The sequence below is a fragment of the Synechococcus sp. Nb3U1 genome (assembly GCF_021533835.1).
GTDB lineage: Bacteria > Cyanobacteriota > Cyanobacteriia > Thermostichales > Thermostichaceae > Thermostichus.
Map to the genome: position 1 here is coordinate 1593469 of NZ_JAKFYQ010000001.1, position 14545 is coordinate 1608013.

A 14545-nucleotide genomic window follows, 5' to 3' on the forward strand; every position below is an offset into this window, starting at 1 on the left:
GGCTAGGCTAACACCTTAGGGAGAGGCTCTGGCGGTGAGGATCTGCGGATTCAACGATTGGGATCTGCTAGGTTGCGAAATTGGGTGTACTGATTTTCAAACAGCAGCCGCACGGTGCCGGTAGGGCCATTGCGGTGTTTGGCGATGATCACTTCCGCAATGCCGCGATCGCTGGTGTTGGGGTCGTAGTATTCCGGTCGGTAGAGCATCATCACCAGATCCGCATCTTGTTCAATACTGTTGTGAACCAGCAGACCATTGGCGACAAAGTTGTGATGGCGGGGCATTTCAATGTCGTAAACCGGCTGTGGATCCCCTAGTTCGCTAATCGAGACCACCGGATCCCACACCAGCTCCTCCTGCAGCACCACCGCCACTTCTTCCTCCAATTGCAGATCATCCAGCACCTTCCAGCCCTGCTGCGTGAAAAATGGGTGGTTCCCAGTCGCCTGAATGGAAAGATTGAGACGGGTTTTCAGGGCACAGGTGCGTTGCTCGCCGCTGCAAAACACTTTGACGGGCTTTTGGGGCACAAGGCGACCACGGCTATTCAAGCTGAGCAGACGAGGTAGCGCCTCTGGCTGGGCGACAGAGGCCAGTTGCTCCAGTCGCCACACTTTGCCCCGATCCACATCCAGCACTTCAGTCTCCCCAGCCAAGCAGCCGGATTCCCGCAGATCCGCCAGTTGCGGACGTTTGTCGGAGCGAGATTCCACCGCCCGACTCAGTTGCGAAAGCACCACCACCGGCACCATCAGCTCTTTGGCCAGGGCCTTTAGCCCACGGGTAATGCGCGATAGCTCCTGCACTCGGTTGTCGGAGGCGGATCCCTGCATCAGTTGCAAATAGTCGATCAACACCATCCCCAAGGTTCCTCCCTGCTCCGCTTGCAAACGCCGCGCCTTGGATCGAATTTCCGTGACAGTACAATCGGGGGTGTCGTCGATGAAAAGGGGCAATTGCGACAAAAAGCCGATCGCCTGTCCCAATCGTTGCCACTCGTTTTCGCTAATGCGCCCAGACCGCAGGCGGCTGCTATCGATGCGGGCTTCGCTGGCCAAAAGACGCTGCACCAGTTGCTCCCGAGACATCTCTAAACTGAAGACGGCAACCGGCTGCTTGGAATAAGCAGCCACATTTTGGGCAACGTTGAGGGCCAAGCTGGTCTTTCCCATGGAAGGACGCCCTGCTAAAATCAACAGATCAGACCGTTGTAAACCCTGGGTCAGGTTGTCCAAGTCGATGAATTTGGTCGGGATCCCTGGGATCTGAGCCCCACTCTGAAACTTCTCTTCTAGATCCGAGAAGATATTGACCAAAACCTCGGAAGCGGGGATAAGGCTGCGCTGCACTCGCTCTTGGGTAAGGCCAAACACCTGCTGCTCAGCTTGATCCATCACCTGGGGCAGGGGCTGGCTGGTGTCGTAGGCCAAACGGGCCAGGGTATTGCTCACCTGGATCAACTGGCGGCGCATGTATTTGTCCAGCACCAAGCGGGCGTACTGGTCGATGTTGATGCTGCTGACGGTTTGCTCCAGTAGACGACGGATTGCCCCAGTACCGCCCACTCGCTCCAATAAATGGTGATCCGCCAACCAAGCGGAGACGGTCATCAAATCCGTAGGTTGCCCCTGACTGTGCAGCTGTAGGGCAGCTCGATAAATTTCCTGGTGGGCGGAAGTATAGAACATTTCCGGGCGCAGCAGCTCCGAGACCCGTACCAGCGCATCCGGATCCAGGAGGATGCCACCCAGGATCTCCTCCTCGGCCTCGACATTCTGGGGAGGAAGCCGATCCCCTCCGGTCAGGTCGTAATCGCTGATCACCGCAAGCCAGGATAGACAAAAGAACCCAGCCACGGCTCAATGGCCGGTACACTAGCACGTCAGCCAAGCCTTTCAACCTCATGTCAGGGTTCTAGGCTGAGCATACCCACTTGTTCACTCAGACGGAAACCGTACCCACCTGCAGCCCAGGGATCCCCTGTAACCTAGCTTCTTCGATCTACTCGAGAATCTATTCGAGTTCAGGCATCGCTTGGGTCAAATCCGCTCAATCGGGGGTGACTTGAATGCGCAGGGTAGCGGTCACTTCTGGGTGGAGCTTCACCTGTACGGGATAAACCCCGGTTTTCTTAATCTCTTCTGGCAAAGAGATGTTGCGGCGATCAATATCCAGGCCGCTGGTGGCCAACACCACTTCGGCAATATCGCTGCTGGTCACCTGCCCAAACAGCAGATCGTTTTCCCCCACTTTTTGGCGAATCACGAAGCGACCAATGGTCTCCAGAGCGGTTTTGTAACTTTCCGCCTGTTGCTTTTCCGCCAGTTTACGGGCCGCCTCTTGCTCCAAGCGCATTTGGTGCTCTTTCAACAGACCAGGGGTCACCCGTACTGCCATCTGCCGGGGGAAAAGATAGTTGCGAGCATAGCCGGGTTTGACGTTCACCAGCTCTCCAGGCTTGCCCAACCCGGGGATGGGCTGGCGCAGGATAACCTGCATATCACGTTTCGACATGGGGGGAGACACTTATTTTCTCAACAGCCTTCTATTCTAAATGCCCAGCGGGGGTCTCGTCAGCCTAAGCTGCCCGAACGAGTTGCCCGCCCCACCTCATGGCGTAAAGGATCCCTATTCGGATTCAATCTCCACTAATAGATGTAGAGCTCAGTGCATCTCAAGACTCTCCAACTTAGGACAGACCCAAACAAAGTCTTTTCCCTAGTTAAAAACACGGAAGTTATATGTTGCTAAAATTATCTCTAGCAAAAAGTAGACGGGACTGTGCCGAAAGGGATCCCTAAAACACCTGCAACATCTGGCGTATACTCTCAATTATAACCTGAAATTAACCTCTTCTTAACCAAAGATTGTCCACTTTACGTTACATTAATGGCATGCTTAAAAATTAAGCCAATAAAGCTTGAGTCTTTAGGAGTTTTCAAGCTGGCTAATGATGGCTCTGGGCCTTGAGACTTTCTCGATTGGCGCTGGGTTTTTGGGTTATACAAACTCAAGTTATCAGGATTGTTGTAGGAGACTTCATCTGAGTCTTGCTACCACTCCTGGTCTGGTCATTAGTCCGTGTTGCTTATCATTTGTGGGCTAGACAGAGGTTTGAGCTTTACTTGTCGGAGGTTTCCATAATGCTGACACGCTCCCTGAGTCGCCGTTTCTTTTTAAAGTCTCTATCTGCAACTGCTGCTGGCTTTGTTGCTGGTCAGTCTAATTGGCGTCAGGCATTTGCCCAACAGGTTACCAACTTAAACGGTGCTGGAGCAACTTTCCCGGCTCCGATTTACCAAACTTGGGCACAGGAGTTTGGCAAGCAAAATCCCAACATTCAAGTGAATTATCAGTCGGTGGGAAGTGGTGCAGGTCGGCGGCAGTTTGTCGCCCGCACGGTAGACTTTGGTGCTAGCGATAGCGTACCCCGCCCCGAGGAAATTGCTCAAGTTGAGGGTGAGGCACAACCCCCTAAGGGTATGGTTTCTATTCCCATGGTGGCAGGAGCATTGGTGGCAGCCTACAACATTCCCGGTGTCGGTTCAGAAATTCGCCTTTCGCGGAAGGTATTGGCGGATATCTTTTTGGGTAAGCTAAGTCGCTGGAATGATCCTTTGATTGCGGCTTTGAACCCGCGTGTGAATTTCCCTAACTTGCCGATCACCGTCGTGCACCGTTCTGACGGCAGTGGCACCACCGATATTTTTACCAGTCACCTCAACGCCATCAGCACCGAATGGCGGGAGCGGGTGGGACGTGGCTCTTCTGTAAATTGGCCCACCGGCGTAGGAGCACGGGGCAATGAGGGAGTTTCTGAGCAAATCAAGCAGATTCCGGGTGCAATTGGCTATGTGGAATTTGGCTTCGCTAAGCTGAATAACTTGAATTTGGCCCGATTGGAAAACCGCTCTGGGAAGTTTGTCACCCCGACAGTTACATCGGAACAAGCGGGACTCTCTCAGATTCAATTGAATGAGCGTTTGCTAGGGGTTGATCCGGATCCAATTGGAGAGGAGTCTTATCCGATTGTGGGCTACACCTGGATTTTGGCTTACAAAGTCTATGCCAATGCACAAACCTCCCAAGCTATGAAAGCATTTTTGCGCTATGCCCTTTCTGAAGGTCAGGCTTTTGCCGAGCCACTAGGCTATGTGCCTTTGCCGGCAGAGGTGCTGAAGAAGTCGTTGGCGGCTGTTGAGACAATAACGCCCTAAGCCTGCTTCAGAATAGGGGTGTTTACATCTTCAGGCGGGTGCATGTTCTATGGGCTTTTTCAGGGATCCCTTAGGTTATGACTATCACTTCTTCTGATGTCAGTCCGGTTTTCCGACCTAGAGCAGTTTTCCAGCGCCGACGGGATCGGATCTTTGTTTGGGCAACTCGCATTGCGGTTTTCTTCTCCGCGTTGTTGCTGTTGTGGATTGCTGTGGAGATCACCCGCCAAGCCCTACCCGCAATTGGGAAGTTTGGCCTTGGGTTTCTTTGGAATGTCACCTGGGATCCGGTAGAGGACAACTATGGTGCTTGGCCGCAGATCTATGGCACTTTGGTAAGCTCGCTGATTGCCCTGATTGTCGGGATCCCCTTTAGTTTTGGTATTTCCATTTTTCTAAGTGAGGATTTCCTACCCAAGCCCCTACGTCTTGCCTTGATTATTGTGGTGGAGTTGTTGGCAGCCATTCCCAGTGTGGTCTTCGGAATCTGGGGCCTATTTGTGTTCATCCCCTTCTTCCGCCCCATTCAAATGGTGTTGTTTGAGCGGTTCAACTGGATCCCAATTTTCAGTACGCCCCCGGTTGGCCCTGGCATGCTCACGGCAGGTGTTGTGTTGGGGATTATGATTATCCCAATCATCACTGCGATTGCGCGGGAAGTGCTGATGTCAGTTCCTCCGGAGTTGCGGGCAGCGGCCTATTCCATGGGAGCAACCCGTTGGGAGGCGATTTTCATGGTGATTTTGCCAGCGGCGATTGGGGGCATGTTGGGGGCAGTGGTACTGGGTTTGGGCCGAGCCATGGGGGAAACAATGGCGGTGGCGATGCTGATCGGTAACTCCCGTAGCATCAACATTTCTATTCTCGCTCCGGCCAGTAATATCCCGGCTCTACTAGCGAATGAGTTTGGTGAGGCTGGCGATCAACAAATTGCTGCTTTGATGTATGCTGCGTTGGTTTTGTTGCTGGTGACGCTGGTGGTGAATATCATTTCCGAATGGTTGGTGCGCCGCGTCAAGCTTGCTCTGACGGCTTCTCAGGAATGAGGGAATATATGGCAACTCAAGTGGTGGGTAAACCCGATCTGTTTAAGCGTAAGACTCGTTCTCGGCGGGTGGTGTTTGACTGGGGCATGACTGCCCTTACCGGCATTTCCAGCGTTTTTGCCATCTTTGTCTTGGGGTTAATCCTCTACTACGTGTTCATCAACGGGATTGAGCGCTTTAACTGGCAGGGCTTGACTCAGTTGCCGCCGCCGCCGGGAGATCAAGTGGGGGGATTCGCCAATGCTGTGCTGGGAACAATCATTGTCGTTTCTATTGCGATTTTGATCACCTTTCCAATTGGGTTGCTCGCCGCCATTTACCTCTCAGAATTTGGCCGAAACAGCCCCACTGCCTCTGCTTTGCGCTTCATCATCAAGGTGTTGACGGGGGTACCTTCCATCATCGCCGGGGTGTTTGCCTATGGTGTGCTGGTGCTAACTACCAAAACCTTCTCCGCCCTATCGGGGGGGGTAGCTCTGTCGGTGTTGACGCTGCCGATTATTATTCTCTCCTGCGAAGAAGCCCTGCGCTTGGTGCCTCAGGAGGTGCGGGATGCTGCCTATGCCCTGGGGGCTTCGAAGGTGCAGACGGTGTTTCGCGTGATCCTGCCGGCGGCGCTGCCGGTGATTTTGACGGGGGTGACTCTGGCCATTTCCCGAGCCGCTGGAGAAACGGCACCACTCATTTTTACGGCCCTGTTTAGCTTTTTGTGGCCCAGTGGCTTGCTGAAGCCGGTGGCCTCTTTGGCGGTGCTGATCTACAACTTTGCCATTGTGCCCTTCGAGAACCAACAAAAGATTGCCTGGGGAGGGGCCTTGGCTTTGGTGGTTTTGGTGTTGATCACCACGGTTACCTTCCGCCTGCTGATCAGTCGGAGGGAAGAGAACATCTCTATCTAGGTGGGATCCTGTTCAGAGGTTGTTGCGTTTGTGTTTTGTAGCTTTCCTTCTCGGTACTGATTATGCGTTCTCCTTCTTCCGATACCTCAGATTCTCAGAAAAAGCCGGCCCGTTTGGCGGTTGAAATGGAGACGAAGGAGGTGAGTGTCTATTACGGATCCCATTTGGCGGTGCGCCAAGTCTCCCTCAAGATCCCCAAAAACCAGATCACGGCATTTATTGGCCCTTCCGGCTGTGGCAAAAGTACGCTTCTACGTTGTTTTAACCGCATGAATGATTTGATCCCTTCGGCGAAAGTGGAGGGATCCGTGATTTTCCACCAACAAAACATCTATGACCCGGAGGTGGATCCTTCTGAAGTGCGGCGGCGGATTGGTTTGGTGTTTCAGAAACCCAACCCCTTCCCTAAGTCCATCTACGACAACATCGCCTTCGGGCCTCGCATTAATGGCTATCAGGGGGATCTGGATGAGCTGGTGGAGCGTACCCTCCGTCAAGCTGCCCTTTGGGATGAGGTGAAGGACAAGCTCAAACTCAGTGGGCTATCTCTGTCTGGCGGTCAACAACAGCGTCTTTGTATTGCCCGTACCCTGGCCATTCAACCGGAGGTGATCCTGATGGACGAGCCATGCGCTTCCTTGGATCCAATCTCCACTCTGCGCATCGAGGAGCTGCTCAAGGAGTTGGGCCGTCGCTACACGATCATCATCGTTACCCACAACATGCAGCAGGCGGCGCGGGTATCTGACTTCACGGCTTTCTACAACACCGAGATCGATGATGACGGGATCCGCTATGGGCGGCTGGTGGAGTTTAACCGCACCGAGAAGATTTTCAATGCCCCGGCCCATCGAGAAACGGAAGAATATGTGAGCGGACGGTTCGGCTAGCCTATTGGCTGGGTTGGTTACCATGAAGCGCGTGGGGTTTCCCAAGGCTCCCGTGGGTGGTGCGGCTGAGGCAAGATGGCGGATCGGGTGCGCTTGGATAGCTGGCTAGTCGAGCGGGGATACTTTGCGTCCCGGCAGCAGGCGCAGCGTTCCATTTTGGCTGGGGAAGTGTTTTTGAATGGGCTGCGGGCCGAGAAAACCGGCGCTTGGGTGAACGGAGAGCCGACGGTGCAGATCCAGGCCAAGCCTGCTTTTGTCTCGCGGGGAGGAGAGAAACTACGGGGGGCGCTGGAAACCTTTCCGGTGCAAGTGCAGGGTCGCATTTGCCTGGATGCGGGCATTTCCACCGGCGGCTTTACGGATTGCCTGCTGCAACGGGGGGCCAAACAAGTGTACGGGGTGGATGTGGGCTATGGACAGTTGGCCTGGTCTTTGCGTACCGATGCACGGGTGATCCTAAAAGAGCGGGTCAATCTTCGCCATCTGCAGCCAGCAGATCTGTACGGGAGGGAGTTGCCCAGCGAAAATTGGCCGGATCTAGCGGTGGTGGATCTATCCTTTATCTCCTTGGTCAAGGTGCTGGATCCCGTGTGGAATCTGTTGCGCTCTCCCCGTGAGGCGCTGTTGTTGGTGAAGCCCCAATTTGAGGCGGGTCGGGAACAAGTAGGCAAAAAAGGGGTGGTACGGGATCCCGCCATTCATGCCCAGGTGATCGAGGCGGTAATCGAGGCGGCATTGGCTCAAGGTTGGCATCTGCAGGGATATACTTGGTCCCCGATTACTGGGCCCGCCGGGAACATCGAATATTGGCTTTGGTTAGCAGAACGAGACGGGATCCCCTTGCCCGGCCGAAGTGCGCTACAACAGATGAGCGAGCAGGCAAAAACACAATTGACTGCATAACTCATTAATCTTGTCAATACGTTATTGTGCGTAATCTGGGGATATGAGTCAAGAAATTGAAGAATTATTTCAGCAATGTATTCGACGCTACGAGTCTGGGGAGGCGGCTAGGTCGTTGATTCCCTCCTTCGAGTCAATCTGCAAGGGATCCCCGAAAGCTGCTGCCGCCTGGACGTGTTTGTCGTGGTTGTACCTTCTAGAAGGACAGGCAGAAAAAGCCTTGAAAGCCTCGCAAACCGCCGTCAAGCTAGATCCGGTGGATGCCCAGCCCCGCGTGAATTTGACCCTAGCCATGCTAGAGCTGAAAAAAACAGGGGTGCGCCAACAGGTAGACACTATTAAACAAATCTTGGTACGGGATCCCGAGCAGATCGATGGCATTAAGTCCAATTTGGCAGAAGGGGAGAATCGCCGCCCCACTTGGCCCCACTTGAGCAAGATCTCCACCTGGCTTTTTGAAGAAGATTAAGCAGTCCTGACTACCGTCTTGTAACAAGACTTTGGGAAAAGCTAGGGGTCGTAACGACAACCTATAACTCTTAACAAGATACTCATGAGGTCGGTGCTAGACTTCACTTACCTAATCGCAAGATGGGATCAAATCACAGTTAGGGATTAGATTTCATCGCTTCTCGACCTCGATTTGTTGGGTTCTGAGAGGATGCGAGATGTTTAATGGCCGTCGCATTTTTTGTGTTGCATTGCCGTTCCTATTTTGAGTCTCACCTTTTTTGACCCCAGATTGGAGGAACTTTAAGATGAACCGTCAAACCGTTTGGCTCAAGGGCGAAACCCGGAATCACCAGGGTCATTTCGTCCCTCAGTCTGAGTACACTTTGGTCGATGCTGACCAGAATGGCTGGGCGTTGATTTGTGTTGACAATGCCCGCTGCTATTATGTGGATCCTGAAGCACTCCGATTCGAAGCAGGATGAGACTTGTTATCCCACAGTTCAGCTCTGTGCCAGACTTCATCAGTATTCTGTAGTATTCTGCGGTCAAATCTGTTTTTAAGACCTCGATAAATACCTTTAATAAGTGGCCAACAGAGGAGCTAGTGTTTAGCTCCTCTTCTTTTCTTTTGAGTCAGTTTAGGGATCCCTCCGCCAAGGCGCTTAGGTTGAGCTTCAGCTCTTGTTGCCCATTTCAGCGGCTTGGATCAAGGCGGTGGCCCGTTGCTGATCCAACTTGGCTTGCAAGCGTTCCTGCTTGTCGCTGCTGGTATTCAAGACTTTGCTGGCCTCGCTCAAGATTGCCTGGGCAGCGGCTTTATCCACTTTGTCACCCATTTCAGCTCGGTTCACCAGGATGGTGACTTCGTTATTCTCCACTTCTGCAAAGCCACCCATCACCGCGATAGCAGACCATTTGCCCCCGGCCCTAACCCGCATCACTCCATTGCCGATGGCGGTTAAAAGGGGGGCGTGCCCGGTCAGTATGCCTAATTGACCCGAGGTGGCAGGGAGGATCACCTCCTCGCTAGGGGCATCCCAAACGGTGCGGTCAGGGGTGATCACACGAACCGTCAGCGTCACGGCAGGTTCTCCTGGAAGCTTAACGTCTTTGATCCTACCGGATTACGGGGATCCCTAGTTTGATGGGATCCCCAATTCCCAGGCAAGTGTTCTCTACACCTACTATTCAGATGTTATCGACTGTTATCGACCCAGTTGCAGCGGACGGTTAGCTGCAATGACTCCGTCTCCCTCAGGGTCTATGTTAGGCCACCATCTACTGACGCACGTATCGCAAGTGCGTAGCCGCAGGGGTATCGAGAACTCGGTTGATGCGAAAATGCTGCAAGGGCTCACCCAGATTCTCGAACAACCGCCGACCACCCCCAAAGAGCACAGGTGCCAGAGCAATCTCGAGCTCGTCCACGACGCCCAAATTCAGGTACTGCTGGATCACATCCGCACCCCCCGAGATACGGATGTCCTTGGCACCGGCGCGCGAAGCGGCCGGTGCCAGCGCTCGCTCGGCTCCGTCATTGATGAAATAGAAGGTCGTCCCGCCGTGTCGTGGCCATGGCTCGCGCTTCTCGTGCGTTAGCACGAACACAGGCGTGTGGAACGGTGCCTCCTCAGGCCAGCCCCGCTCACCTCCCTGAAACATACGTTTGCCCATAATGTGGGCACCGGTGCGCTCGAAGGTGTGGCGAATCATATCGTTGACGGGACCCGTCTCGCCACCGGTGCCGAATTTCAGCTTCTCACGCAGGTATTGCTGATCAAGCGCCCAGGACATCAGCGCGCCCCATTTGTCGGCCCACCGCTCTGGCCGATCCCAGTTCTCAAGGGTCATGCCTTCCGGGGCCATGTGACCATCGAGGCTGAGGGCAATGTTGACGAATATTTTGCTCATGATTTCCTTTGCGTGTTTTGATTGATGGTGCCTAACCAGAGGTTATCCAGAACCGGACACCAAGGAAAATTGTTCCGTGACTTGCCACTGCCGACCATCGTGTTGCAGGAGCGTCAGGTCTGCAGCCCAAAAAGAAGCCTGAAACTGCCGAGATTGGAACTCCGGCCAAGCAGCGCGAAACTGGTGTGGGGTCAAATCTCGAAAAGCCACGGTCATGTGCGGGACAAAAGGACGTGGGCGAGTCGAAGGATTTTTTGGATTCAACAGGGGCAGCAGGTGAGCCTGGACTCCCGATTGGAGCTGCTGCAATTTTTCAGAAGGATCAACATGGATGTAGATGACACGGGGGGCAAAAGCGCCAAAACCGGACAGCTCTATCGCAATGGAGTCTTGGCCTGCGGCAAAGATCTGCAGGGATCCGATCAAAGCAGACCATTCGGATCCGGGCCACTCGAAAGGCGGCACCAGGGTGATGTGAGGCGGAGAACGAAGGGCAGCGCGACTGGCAAAGCGAACCACAAACTCCTGTTGAAGAGCTCTCACCTGCTCCTGCAGGGCCGGGGGAGGGAGCAACGCCAGAAACAGGCGACAAGTCGCCGCTGGCGCGAACGCTGTTTGGCAGCCGACATCAGAACCCATCAGAAGAAAACCCATCAGAAGCAGAGGATAATGCAACCGTAGCTTGAACGTAGGGATCCTCTATGACACGTTGCGAGAAGTCGCCGCTGGCGCGAGCATTGGATTCTGTCCCCAGCCAGGAAACCCCTTCTGAAATGGGATCCCTCCGTCAAACCCCTATCCCTCCTTATCAATGGCATATATTTCTCTGTGCTGACCAAACCAAACCCAAATGTTGTGAAAAAGCTCTCGGTCTGGCAGCCTGGGATTATCTAAAGCAGCGGATCAAAACTTTGAACCTAGAGTCTGAGGTGGCGGGATCCCCACGGATATACCGTACCAAGGCCAATTGTCTGCGTGGATGTGACTATGGCGTTCCTGGCCCCGTATTACTGATTTATCCCGGTGGATTTTGGTATCACTCTGCCACCCCTGAGGTGATCGAGCGGATTTTGCAGGAGCACGTGCTAGGTGGGATCCCAGTTAAGGACTATTTGGTGGCCCAAGACACCCTACAGCCCCTGCTGCCGAGGGCACACTAGGGCGAATGCGAGTCACTTGCCCAGGGCATATCTTGCTCCCGAGGTGCGAAGCACCCTCGCCAGAGTGCTCTTCTAACCTCTTTCAATCCTGTTTAAGACCCTAGCTTCCCGTATGCCCTACGCTAATCCCCGATTGGGTCTCTATCCAACAACCATCCACACGGATAAGATTGCCGGAATAATTGCTTCTCCCCTGCGGTCGGTCGCCCAGCTTATATCCCCGTGCCTGCTAGCTTGCTTCTGCTGCTTGCGGTAGGCAGGACTGGCTTAGCGCTCTTGAAAAGATTTGCTGAGGGGGCCCACGGGGTCAGATCCCTCGAGAGATACTCAGTGCAGGGTTGGCGGGGGGTTGGCTCGACCAGTATGATTTTGTGTAGATACATTAAGGCGTATGGCGGAGTCTTCCCATCCCATTCCTGCAGAGCAACAGCCGCTACAACAGTATGAAGAGTTGCGGGAAGCTTTCCCCTTTCGCTGGCCAGCGTTGGAATGGATCCCCTATCTCAAACGGATCTTGGGGGTTTGGGGAGTGCTGGCACTCTTGATTTCCCCGCTGGTTTGGGGCAGCTTTGCTGGAGATTGGGGCCATTTTGCCTCGGGATCCCTGTTGGGAGCCAATGCCCTGCTGAGCTTGGTGTTGATGCATCTGTATCTGGGGTGGGCCTATATTCGGCGCCGCTTGGTTCAGGTGCGGATCCCTTACGAAGAAAGCGGCTGGTACGACGGGGCGATCTACGCCAAATCAGAAGAAGAAGTGGCTCAGCATCGGTTGATTGTCAGTTACCAGATAGATCCTATTTTGCGGCGAGTACGGCGAAGCTTCTGGGGGGTGCTAGGGCTGAGTGGGTTGGTGGCCTTGTGTTGGCCACTTTGGTAAGAAACGGTTGTTTTGGTGTTTTTGATTGGGATCCCAAACTGTGCATATCACCTCTGATCTGGCTCAAACCTTGCGACCCACCGCAGTCGCCATTGGGAATTTTGATGGATTGCACCTTGGCCATCAGAAAGTGCTGCGCCCCATCCAGGAGTCTGGGCAGGGAGTGCGCACGGTACTCACATTCCATCCCCATCCGCAGGAGGTCTTGACGGGGCGCTCCCAACTGTTGCTGACACCCCCCACAGAAAAGCTAGCCTTGTTGGCTCAAATGGGCTTTGAACAAGTGATCCTATTTCCCTTTACGGCTGCTTTTGCCCGCCAACATCCTCAAGAATTCATTCAGGACATTCTGGAGCAAGGCTTACGGGCACGTCACCTCAGTGTGGGATGGGATTTCTGCTTTGCCCATCGCCGCTCCGGTAGTGCCCAAACCCTACAAGCCTGGGGATCCGAACATTGCATTCCGGTGGAGGTGATCCCGGAAGCCCAATTTCATGGGGAACGGGTGAGCAGCTCGCGCATCCGCGCCGCTTTGGCTACCGGAGAAGTGTCAACGGCAGCAGATTTACTGGGGCGTCCCTACCGCCTGATCGGGGAGGTGGTGCAGGGGGATCAACGGGGCCGCCAACTGGGCTTTCCCACCGCCAACTTGCGCTTGCCCCCAGAGAAATTTTTGCCTCGGGATGGGGTGTATAGTGTTTGGGTGTATTTGCCGGGAGCCGATCAGGCTTTGCCGGGTGTGATGAACGTCGGCTATCGCCCTACTTTTGCGGGCTTGCAACATACCATCGAGGTGCATCTACTGGATTGGGCTGGGGATTTGTACGGGCAAGAGTTACAGGTGGTGTTAGAAGGCTTTATTCGCACGGAGCGGCGCTTCCCTGGTGTGGCGGAGTTGATCGAACAAATTCAGCAAGATTGCCAAACGGCACGGATACAACTAGGCTTGGCTGAGCAGGTGCGGATGCTCTAGTGGCGATCTGAAAATGCGCTTGAGAAAGCTCTAACGTTGTTCCAAAATTTGAGCAGCCAACAGCAAATCCAAAGGGGTGGTTAACTTGAGGTTCGACTCCTCCCCTTCCACAAGGTAAACAGGCCAACCCAACTTCTCGAATAGGGCTGCATCATCGGTCACTTGCCAACCTTGAGCTTGCGCCTCCTGATGAGCCTGCCACAGCAACGGCAACCGAAATCCTTGCGGAGTTTGGGCCGCCCACAATCTGCTGCGATCCGGTGTCGATTGCACTTGGATCCCGTTTGGGCTAGTTTCCGTGACTTTAATCGTGTCCTTGACGGGGATCGCCGCGATCAACCCATCCACCTGCTGTAAAGCGGCACTACAGCGATCGAACAACTCGGGAGTGGCCAAACAGCGCGCCCCATCGTGAATCAGCACCCGTTCCACATGCCCCTGTTGCCAGAGGTAGTGGATACCGTTGAAAACGGACTCTTGCCGGGTTGAACCACCCTGCACAAGCTCCACGGGCGTAGCGAGGGGATCCGCGGCCAACATTGCTTCAATAGCCGGCCAATCAGTGGGTTGTGCCAGAATGCCGATCCACTCGATGGAGCTAGCCCGATCCGCAGCCCGCAACGTCCAGGCCAAAATCGGCTGCCCCAACAGCGGTAGCAACAGCTTGTTTACTGTTGCCCCCATCCGTTTGCCGCTACCCGCCGCTGGGATCAAAAGGTGCATGAGGCTGAAAAGATGAAATCGGATCCCAGTGTACTGTGTCGGGATCTCCTACGAGCTTTTGGCTTCTACCCCCGGGAACGGGCGGGCAAACTGCCGAAACGCTACCCAGCTAGCCCCCAAACCCAAGCCTCCCCAGCCGAGGAACAAGCCACTCAGGGGGGCAACCCCCAAGAGGGATCCCATGCCGGCGCTGCCCAAGGTCATACCCGAATCAAACCCCATCAAAAAAAGGCTGTACACCCGCCCCCGCTGCTCCGGGGGTACCGCCAAGGAGACAATCGTCGATAAAACCGGAAACACCGTGCCAAACCCCAAGCTGTAGAGAATTGCCCAACTGCTGAGCCAGCCCGGCTGCCAGACAATGCCCATCAACGCCAAACTGGAACAACAAAAGGCCCCTGTCGACAAAATCCGATAGGAAAACCGATCCCCCCATTGCCCCAAGATCCAGCGCACAACCACCGCCCCCAGGGCAAATAAGCTGTAAAAA

At 54.4% G+C, this 14545-nt stretch carries 16 protein-coding genes; 9 read left to right on the forward strand and 7 right to left on the reverse strand.

Features of this window, described 5'->3' with window-relative positions:
- Positions 1-50: 50 nt before the first annotated feature.
- Both dnaB and rplI read right to left on the reverse strand, forming a co-directional pair.
- Entirely contained in the window at positions 51-1859 is a 1809-nt protein-coding gene (gene dnaB / locus L1047_RS07445) for a replicative DNA helicase (RefSeq protein ID WP_443081684.1), read from the reverse strand.
- Positions 1860-2052: 193 nt separating this feature from the next.
- Positions 2053-2517 carry a 50S ribosomal protein L9 gene (gene rplI / locus L1047_RS07450; RefSeq protein ID WP_235278259.1) on the reverse strand — a complete coding sequence of 155 codons (465 nt, stop codon included), beginning with the start codon at positions 2515-2517 and terminating at the stop codon, positions 2053-2055.
- A 629-nt stretch (positions 2518-3146) separates the two neighbouring features.
- Between rplI and pstS the strand changes: the two genes are divergently transcribed.
- From pstS to L1047_RS07480, 6 genes are all read left to right on the forward strand, one after another.
- Positions 3147-4220: a phosphate ABC transporter substrate-binding protein PstS gene (pstS, locus tag L1047_RS07455; protein WP_235278260.1), complete on the forward strand. Its 1074-nt coding sequence runs from the start codon at positions 3147-3149 to the stop codon at positions 4218-4220.
- A 77-nt stretch (positions 4221-4297) separates the two neighbouring features.
- The gene (gene pstC / locus L1047_RS07460) at positions 4298-5266 is read left to right on the forward strand and encodes a phosphate ABC transporter permease subunit PstC (RefSeq protein WP_235278261.1); all 969 of its coding nucleotides are present in this window, start codon (positions 4298-4300) and stop codon (positions 5264-5266) included.
- 8 nt (positions 5267-5274) lie between these two features.
- The gene (pstA, locus tag L1047_RS07465) at positions 5275-6165 is read left to right on the forward strand and encodes a phosphate ABC transporter permease PstA (RefSeq protein ID WP_235278262.1); all 891 of its coding nucleotides are present in this window, start codon (positions 5275-5277) and stop codon (positions 6163-6165) included.
- Between the two features lie 125 nt (positions 6166-6290).
- Positions 6291-7055, forward strand: a complete 765-nt coding sequence (gene pstB, locus L1047_RS07470) for a phosphate ABC transporter ATP-binding protein PstB (RefSeq protein WP_235278889.1) — start codon at positions 6291-6293, stop codon at positions 7053-7055.
- 75 nt (positions 7056-7130) lie between these two features.
- Complete coding sequence (locus tag L1047_RS07475) at positions 7131-7958, forward strand: TlyA family RNA methyltransferase (RefSeq protein ID WP_235278263.1); 828 nt, start codon at positions 7131-7133, stop codon at positions 7956-7958.
- 43 nt (positions 7959-8001) lie between these two features.
- A complete protein-coding gene (locus L1047_RS07480; protein ID WP_235278264.1) occupies positions 8002-8427 on the forward strand; it encodes a tetratricopeptide repeat protein in 426 nt (141 codons plus the stop codon).
- Between the two features lie 658 nt (positions 8428-9085).
- On the opposite strand, the gene atpC is transcribed toward L1047_RS07480, so the two are convergent.
- The 3 genes from atpC to L1047_RS07495 form a co-directional block, all read right to left on the reverse strand.
- Complete coding sequence (gene atpC, locus L1047_RS07485) at positions 9086-9493, reverse strand: ATP synthase F1 subunit epsilon (RefSeq protein ID WP_235278265.1); 408 nt, start codon at positions 9491-9493, stop codon at positions 9086-9088.
- Positions 9494-9689: 196 nt separating this feature from the next.
- Positions 9690-10322, reverse strand: coding sequence for a dihydrofolate reductase family protein (locus L1047_RS07490; protein WP_235278266.1), 633 nt, complete (start codon positions 10320-10322; stop codon positions 9690-9692).
- A gap of 42 nt (positions 10323-10364) precedes the next feature.
- Positions 10365-10961: a 2'-5' RNA ligase family protein gene (locus L1047_RS07495; protein ID WP_235278267.1), complete on the reverse strand. Its 597-nt coding sequence runs from the start codon at positions 10959-10961 to the stop codon at positions 10365-10367.
- A gap of 62 nt (positions 10962-11023) precedes the next feature.
- On the opposite strand from L1047_RS07495, the gene L1047_RS07500 reads away from it, so the two are divergent.
- From L1047_RS07500 to L1047_RS07510, 3 genes are all read left to right on the forward strand, one after another.
- On the forward strand, positions 11024-11482 hold the full coding sequence (locus L1047_RS07500; protein WP_443081685.1) for a (2Fe-2S) ferredoxin domain-containing protein: 459 nt from the start codon (positions 11024-11026) through the stop codon (positions 11480-11482).
- A gap of 391 nt (positions 11483-11873) precedes the next feature.
- Positions 11874-12359 carry a CGLD27 family protein gene (locus L1047_RS07505; RefSeq protein WP_235278268.1) on the forward strand — a complete coding sequence of 162 codons (486 nt, stop codon included), beginning with the start codon at positions 11874-11876 and terminating at the stop codon, positions 12357-12359.
- A gap of 40 nt (positions 12360-12399) precedes the next feature.
- Complete coding sequence (locus tag L1047_RS07510; protein ID WP_235278269.1) at positions 12400-13332, forward strand: bifunctional riboflavin kinase/FAD synthetase; 933 nt, start codon at positions 12400-12402, stop codon at positions 13330-13332.
- 30 nt (positions 13333-13362) lie between these two features.
- On the opposite strand, the gene ispD is transcribed toward L1047_RS07510, so the two are convergent.
- Positions 13363-14055, reverse strand: coding sequence for a 2-C-methyl-D-erythritol 4-phosphate cytidylyltransferase (ispD, locus tag L1047_RS07515; RefSeq protein ID WP_235278270.1), 693 nt, complete (start codon positions 14053-14055; stop codon positions 13363-13365).
- Between the two features lie 48 nt (positions 14056-14103).
- Positions 14104-14517, reverse strand: a complete 414-nt coding sequence (locus tag L1047_RS07520; RefSeq protein WP_328286038.1) for an MFS transporter — start codon at positions 14515-14517, stop codon at positions 14104-14106.
- Between the last annotated feature and the right edge of the window lie 28 nt (positions 14518-14545).

Excerpts from the sequence above, each read along its gene's own strand:
- rplI (WP_235278259.1), bottom strand. The coding sequence starts at position 2,517 with ATGTCGAAACGTGATATGCAGGTTATCCTGCGCCAGCCCATCCCCGGG.
- pstS (WP_235278260.1), top strand. The coding sequence starts at position 3,147 with ATGCTGACACGCTCCCTGAGTCGCCGTTTCTTTTTAAAGTCTCTATCT.
- pstC (WP_235278261.1), top strand. The coding sequence starts at position 4,298 with ATGACTATCACTTCTTCTGATGTCAGTCCGGTTTTCCGACCTAGAGCA.
- pstA (WP_235278262.1), top strand. The coding sequence starts at position 5,275 with ATGGCAACTCAAGTGGTGGGTAAACCCGATCTGTTTAAGCGTAAGACT.
- pstB (WP_235278889.1), top strand. The coding sequence starts at position 6,291 with ATGGAGACGAAGGAGGTGAGTGTCTATTACGGATCCCATTTGGCGGTG.
- L1047_RS07475 (WP_235278263.1), top strand. The coding sequence starts at position 7,131 with ATGGCGGATCGGGTGCGCTTGGATAGCTGGCTAGTCGAGCGGGGATAC.
- L1047_RS07480 (WP_235278264.1), top strand. The coding sequence starts at position 8,002 with ATGAGTCAAGAAATTGAAGAATTATTTCAGCAATGTATTCGACGCTAC.
- L1047_RS07490 (WP_235278266.1), bottom strand. The coding sequence starts at position 10,322 with ATGAGCAAAATATTCGTCAACATTGCCCTCAGCCTCGATGGTCACATG.
- L1047_RS07495 (WP_235278267.1), bottom strand. The coding sequence starts at position 10,961 with ATGGGTTCTGATGTCGGCTGCCAAACAGCGTTCGCGCCAGCGGCGACT.
- L1047_RS07500 (WP_443081685.1), top strand. The coding sequence starts at position 11,024 with ATGACACGTTGCGAGAAGTCGCCGCTGGCGCGAGCATTGGATTCTGTC.
- L1047_RS07505 (WP_235278268.1), top strand. The coding sequence starts at position 11,874 with ATGGCGGAGTCTTCCCATCCCATTCCTGCAGAGCAACAGCCGCTACAA.
- ispD (WP_235278270.1), bottom strand. The coding sequence starts at position 14,055 with ATGCACCTTTTGATCCCAGCGGCGGGTAGCGGCAAACGGATGGGGGCA.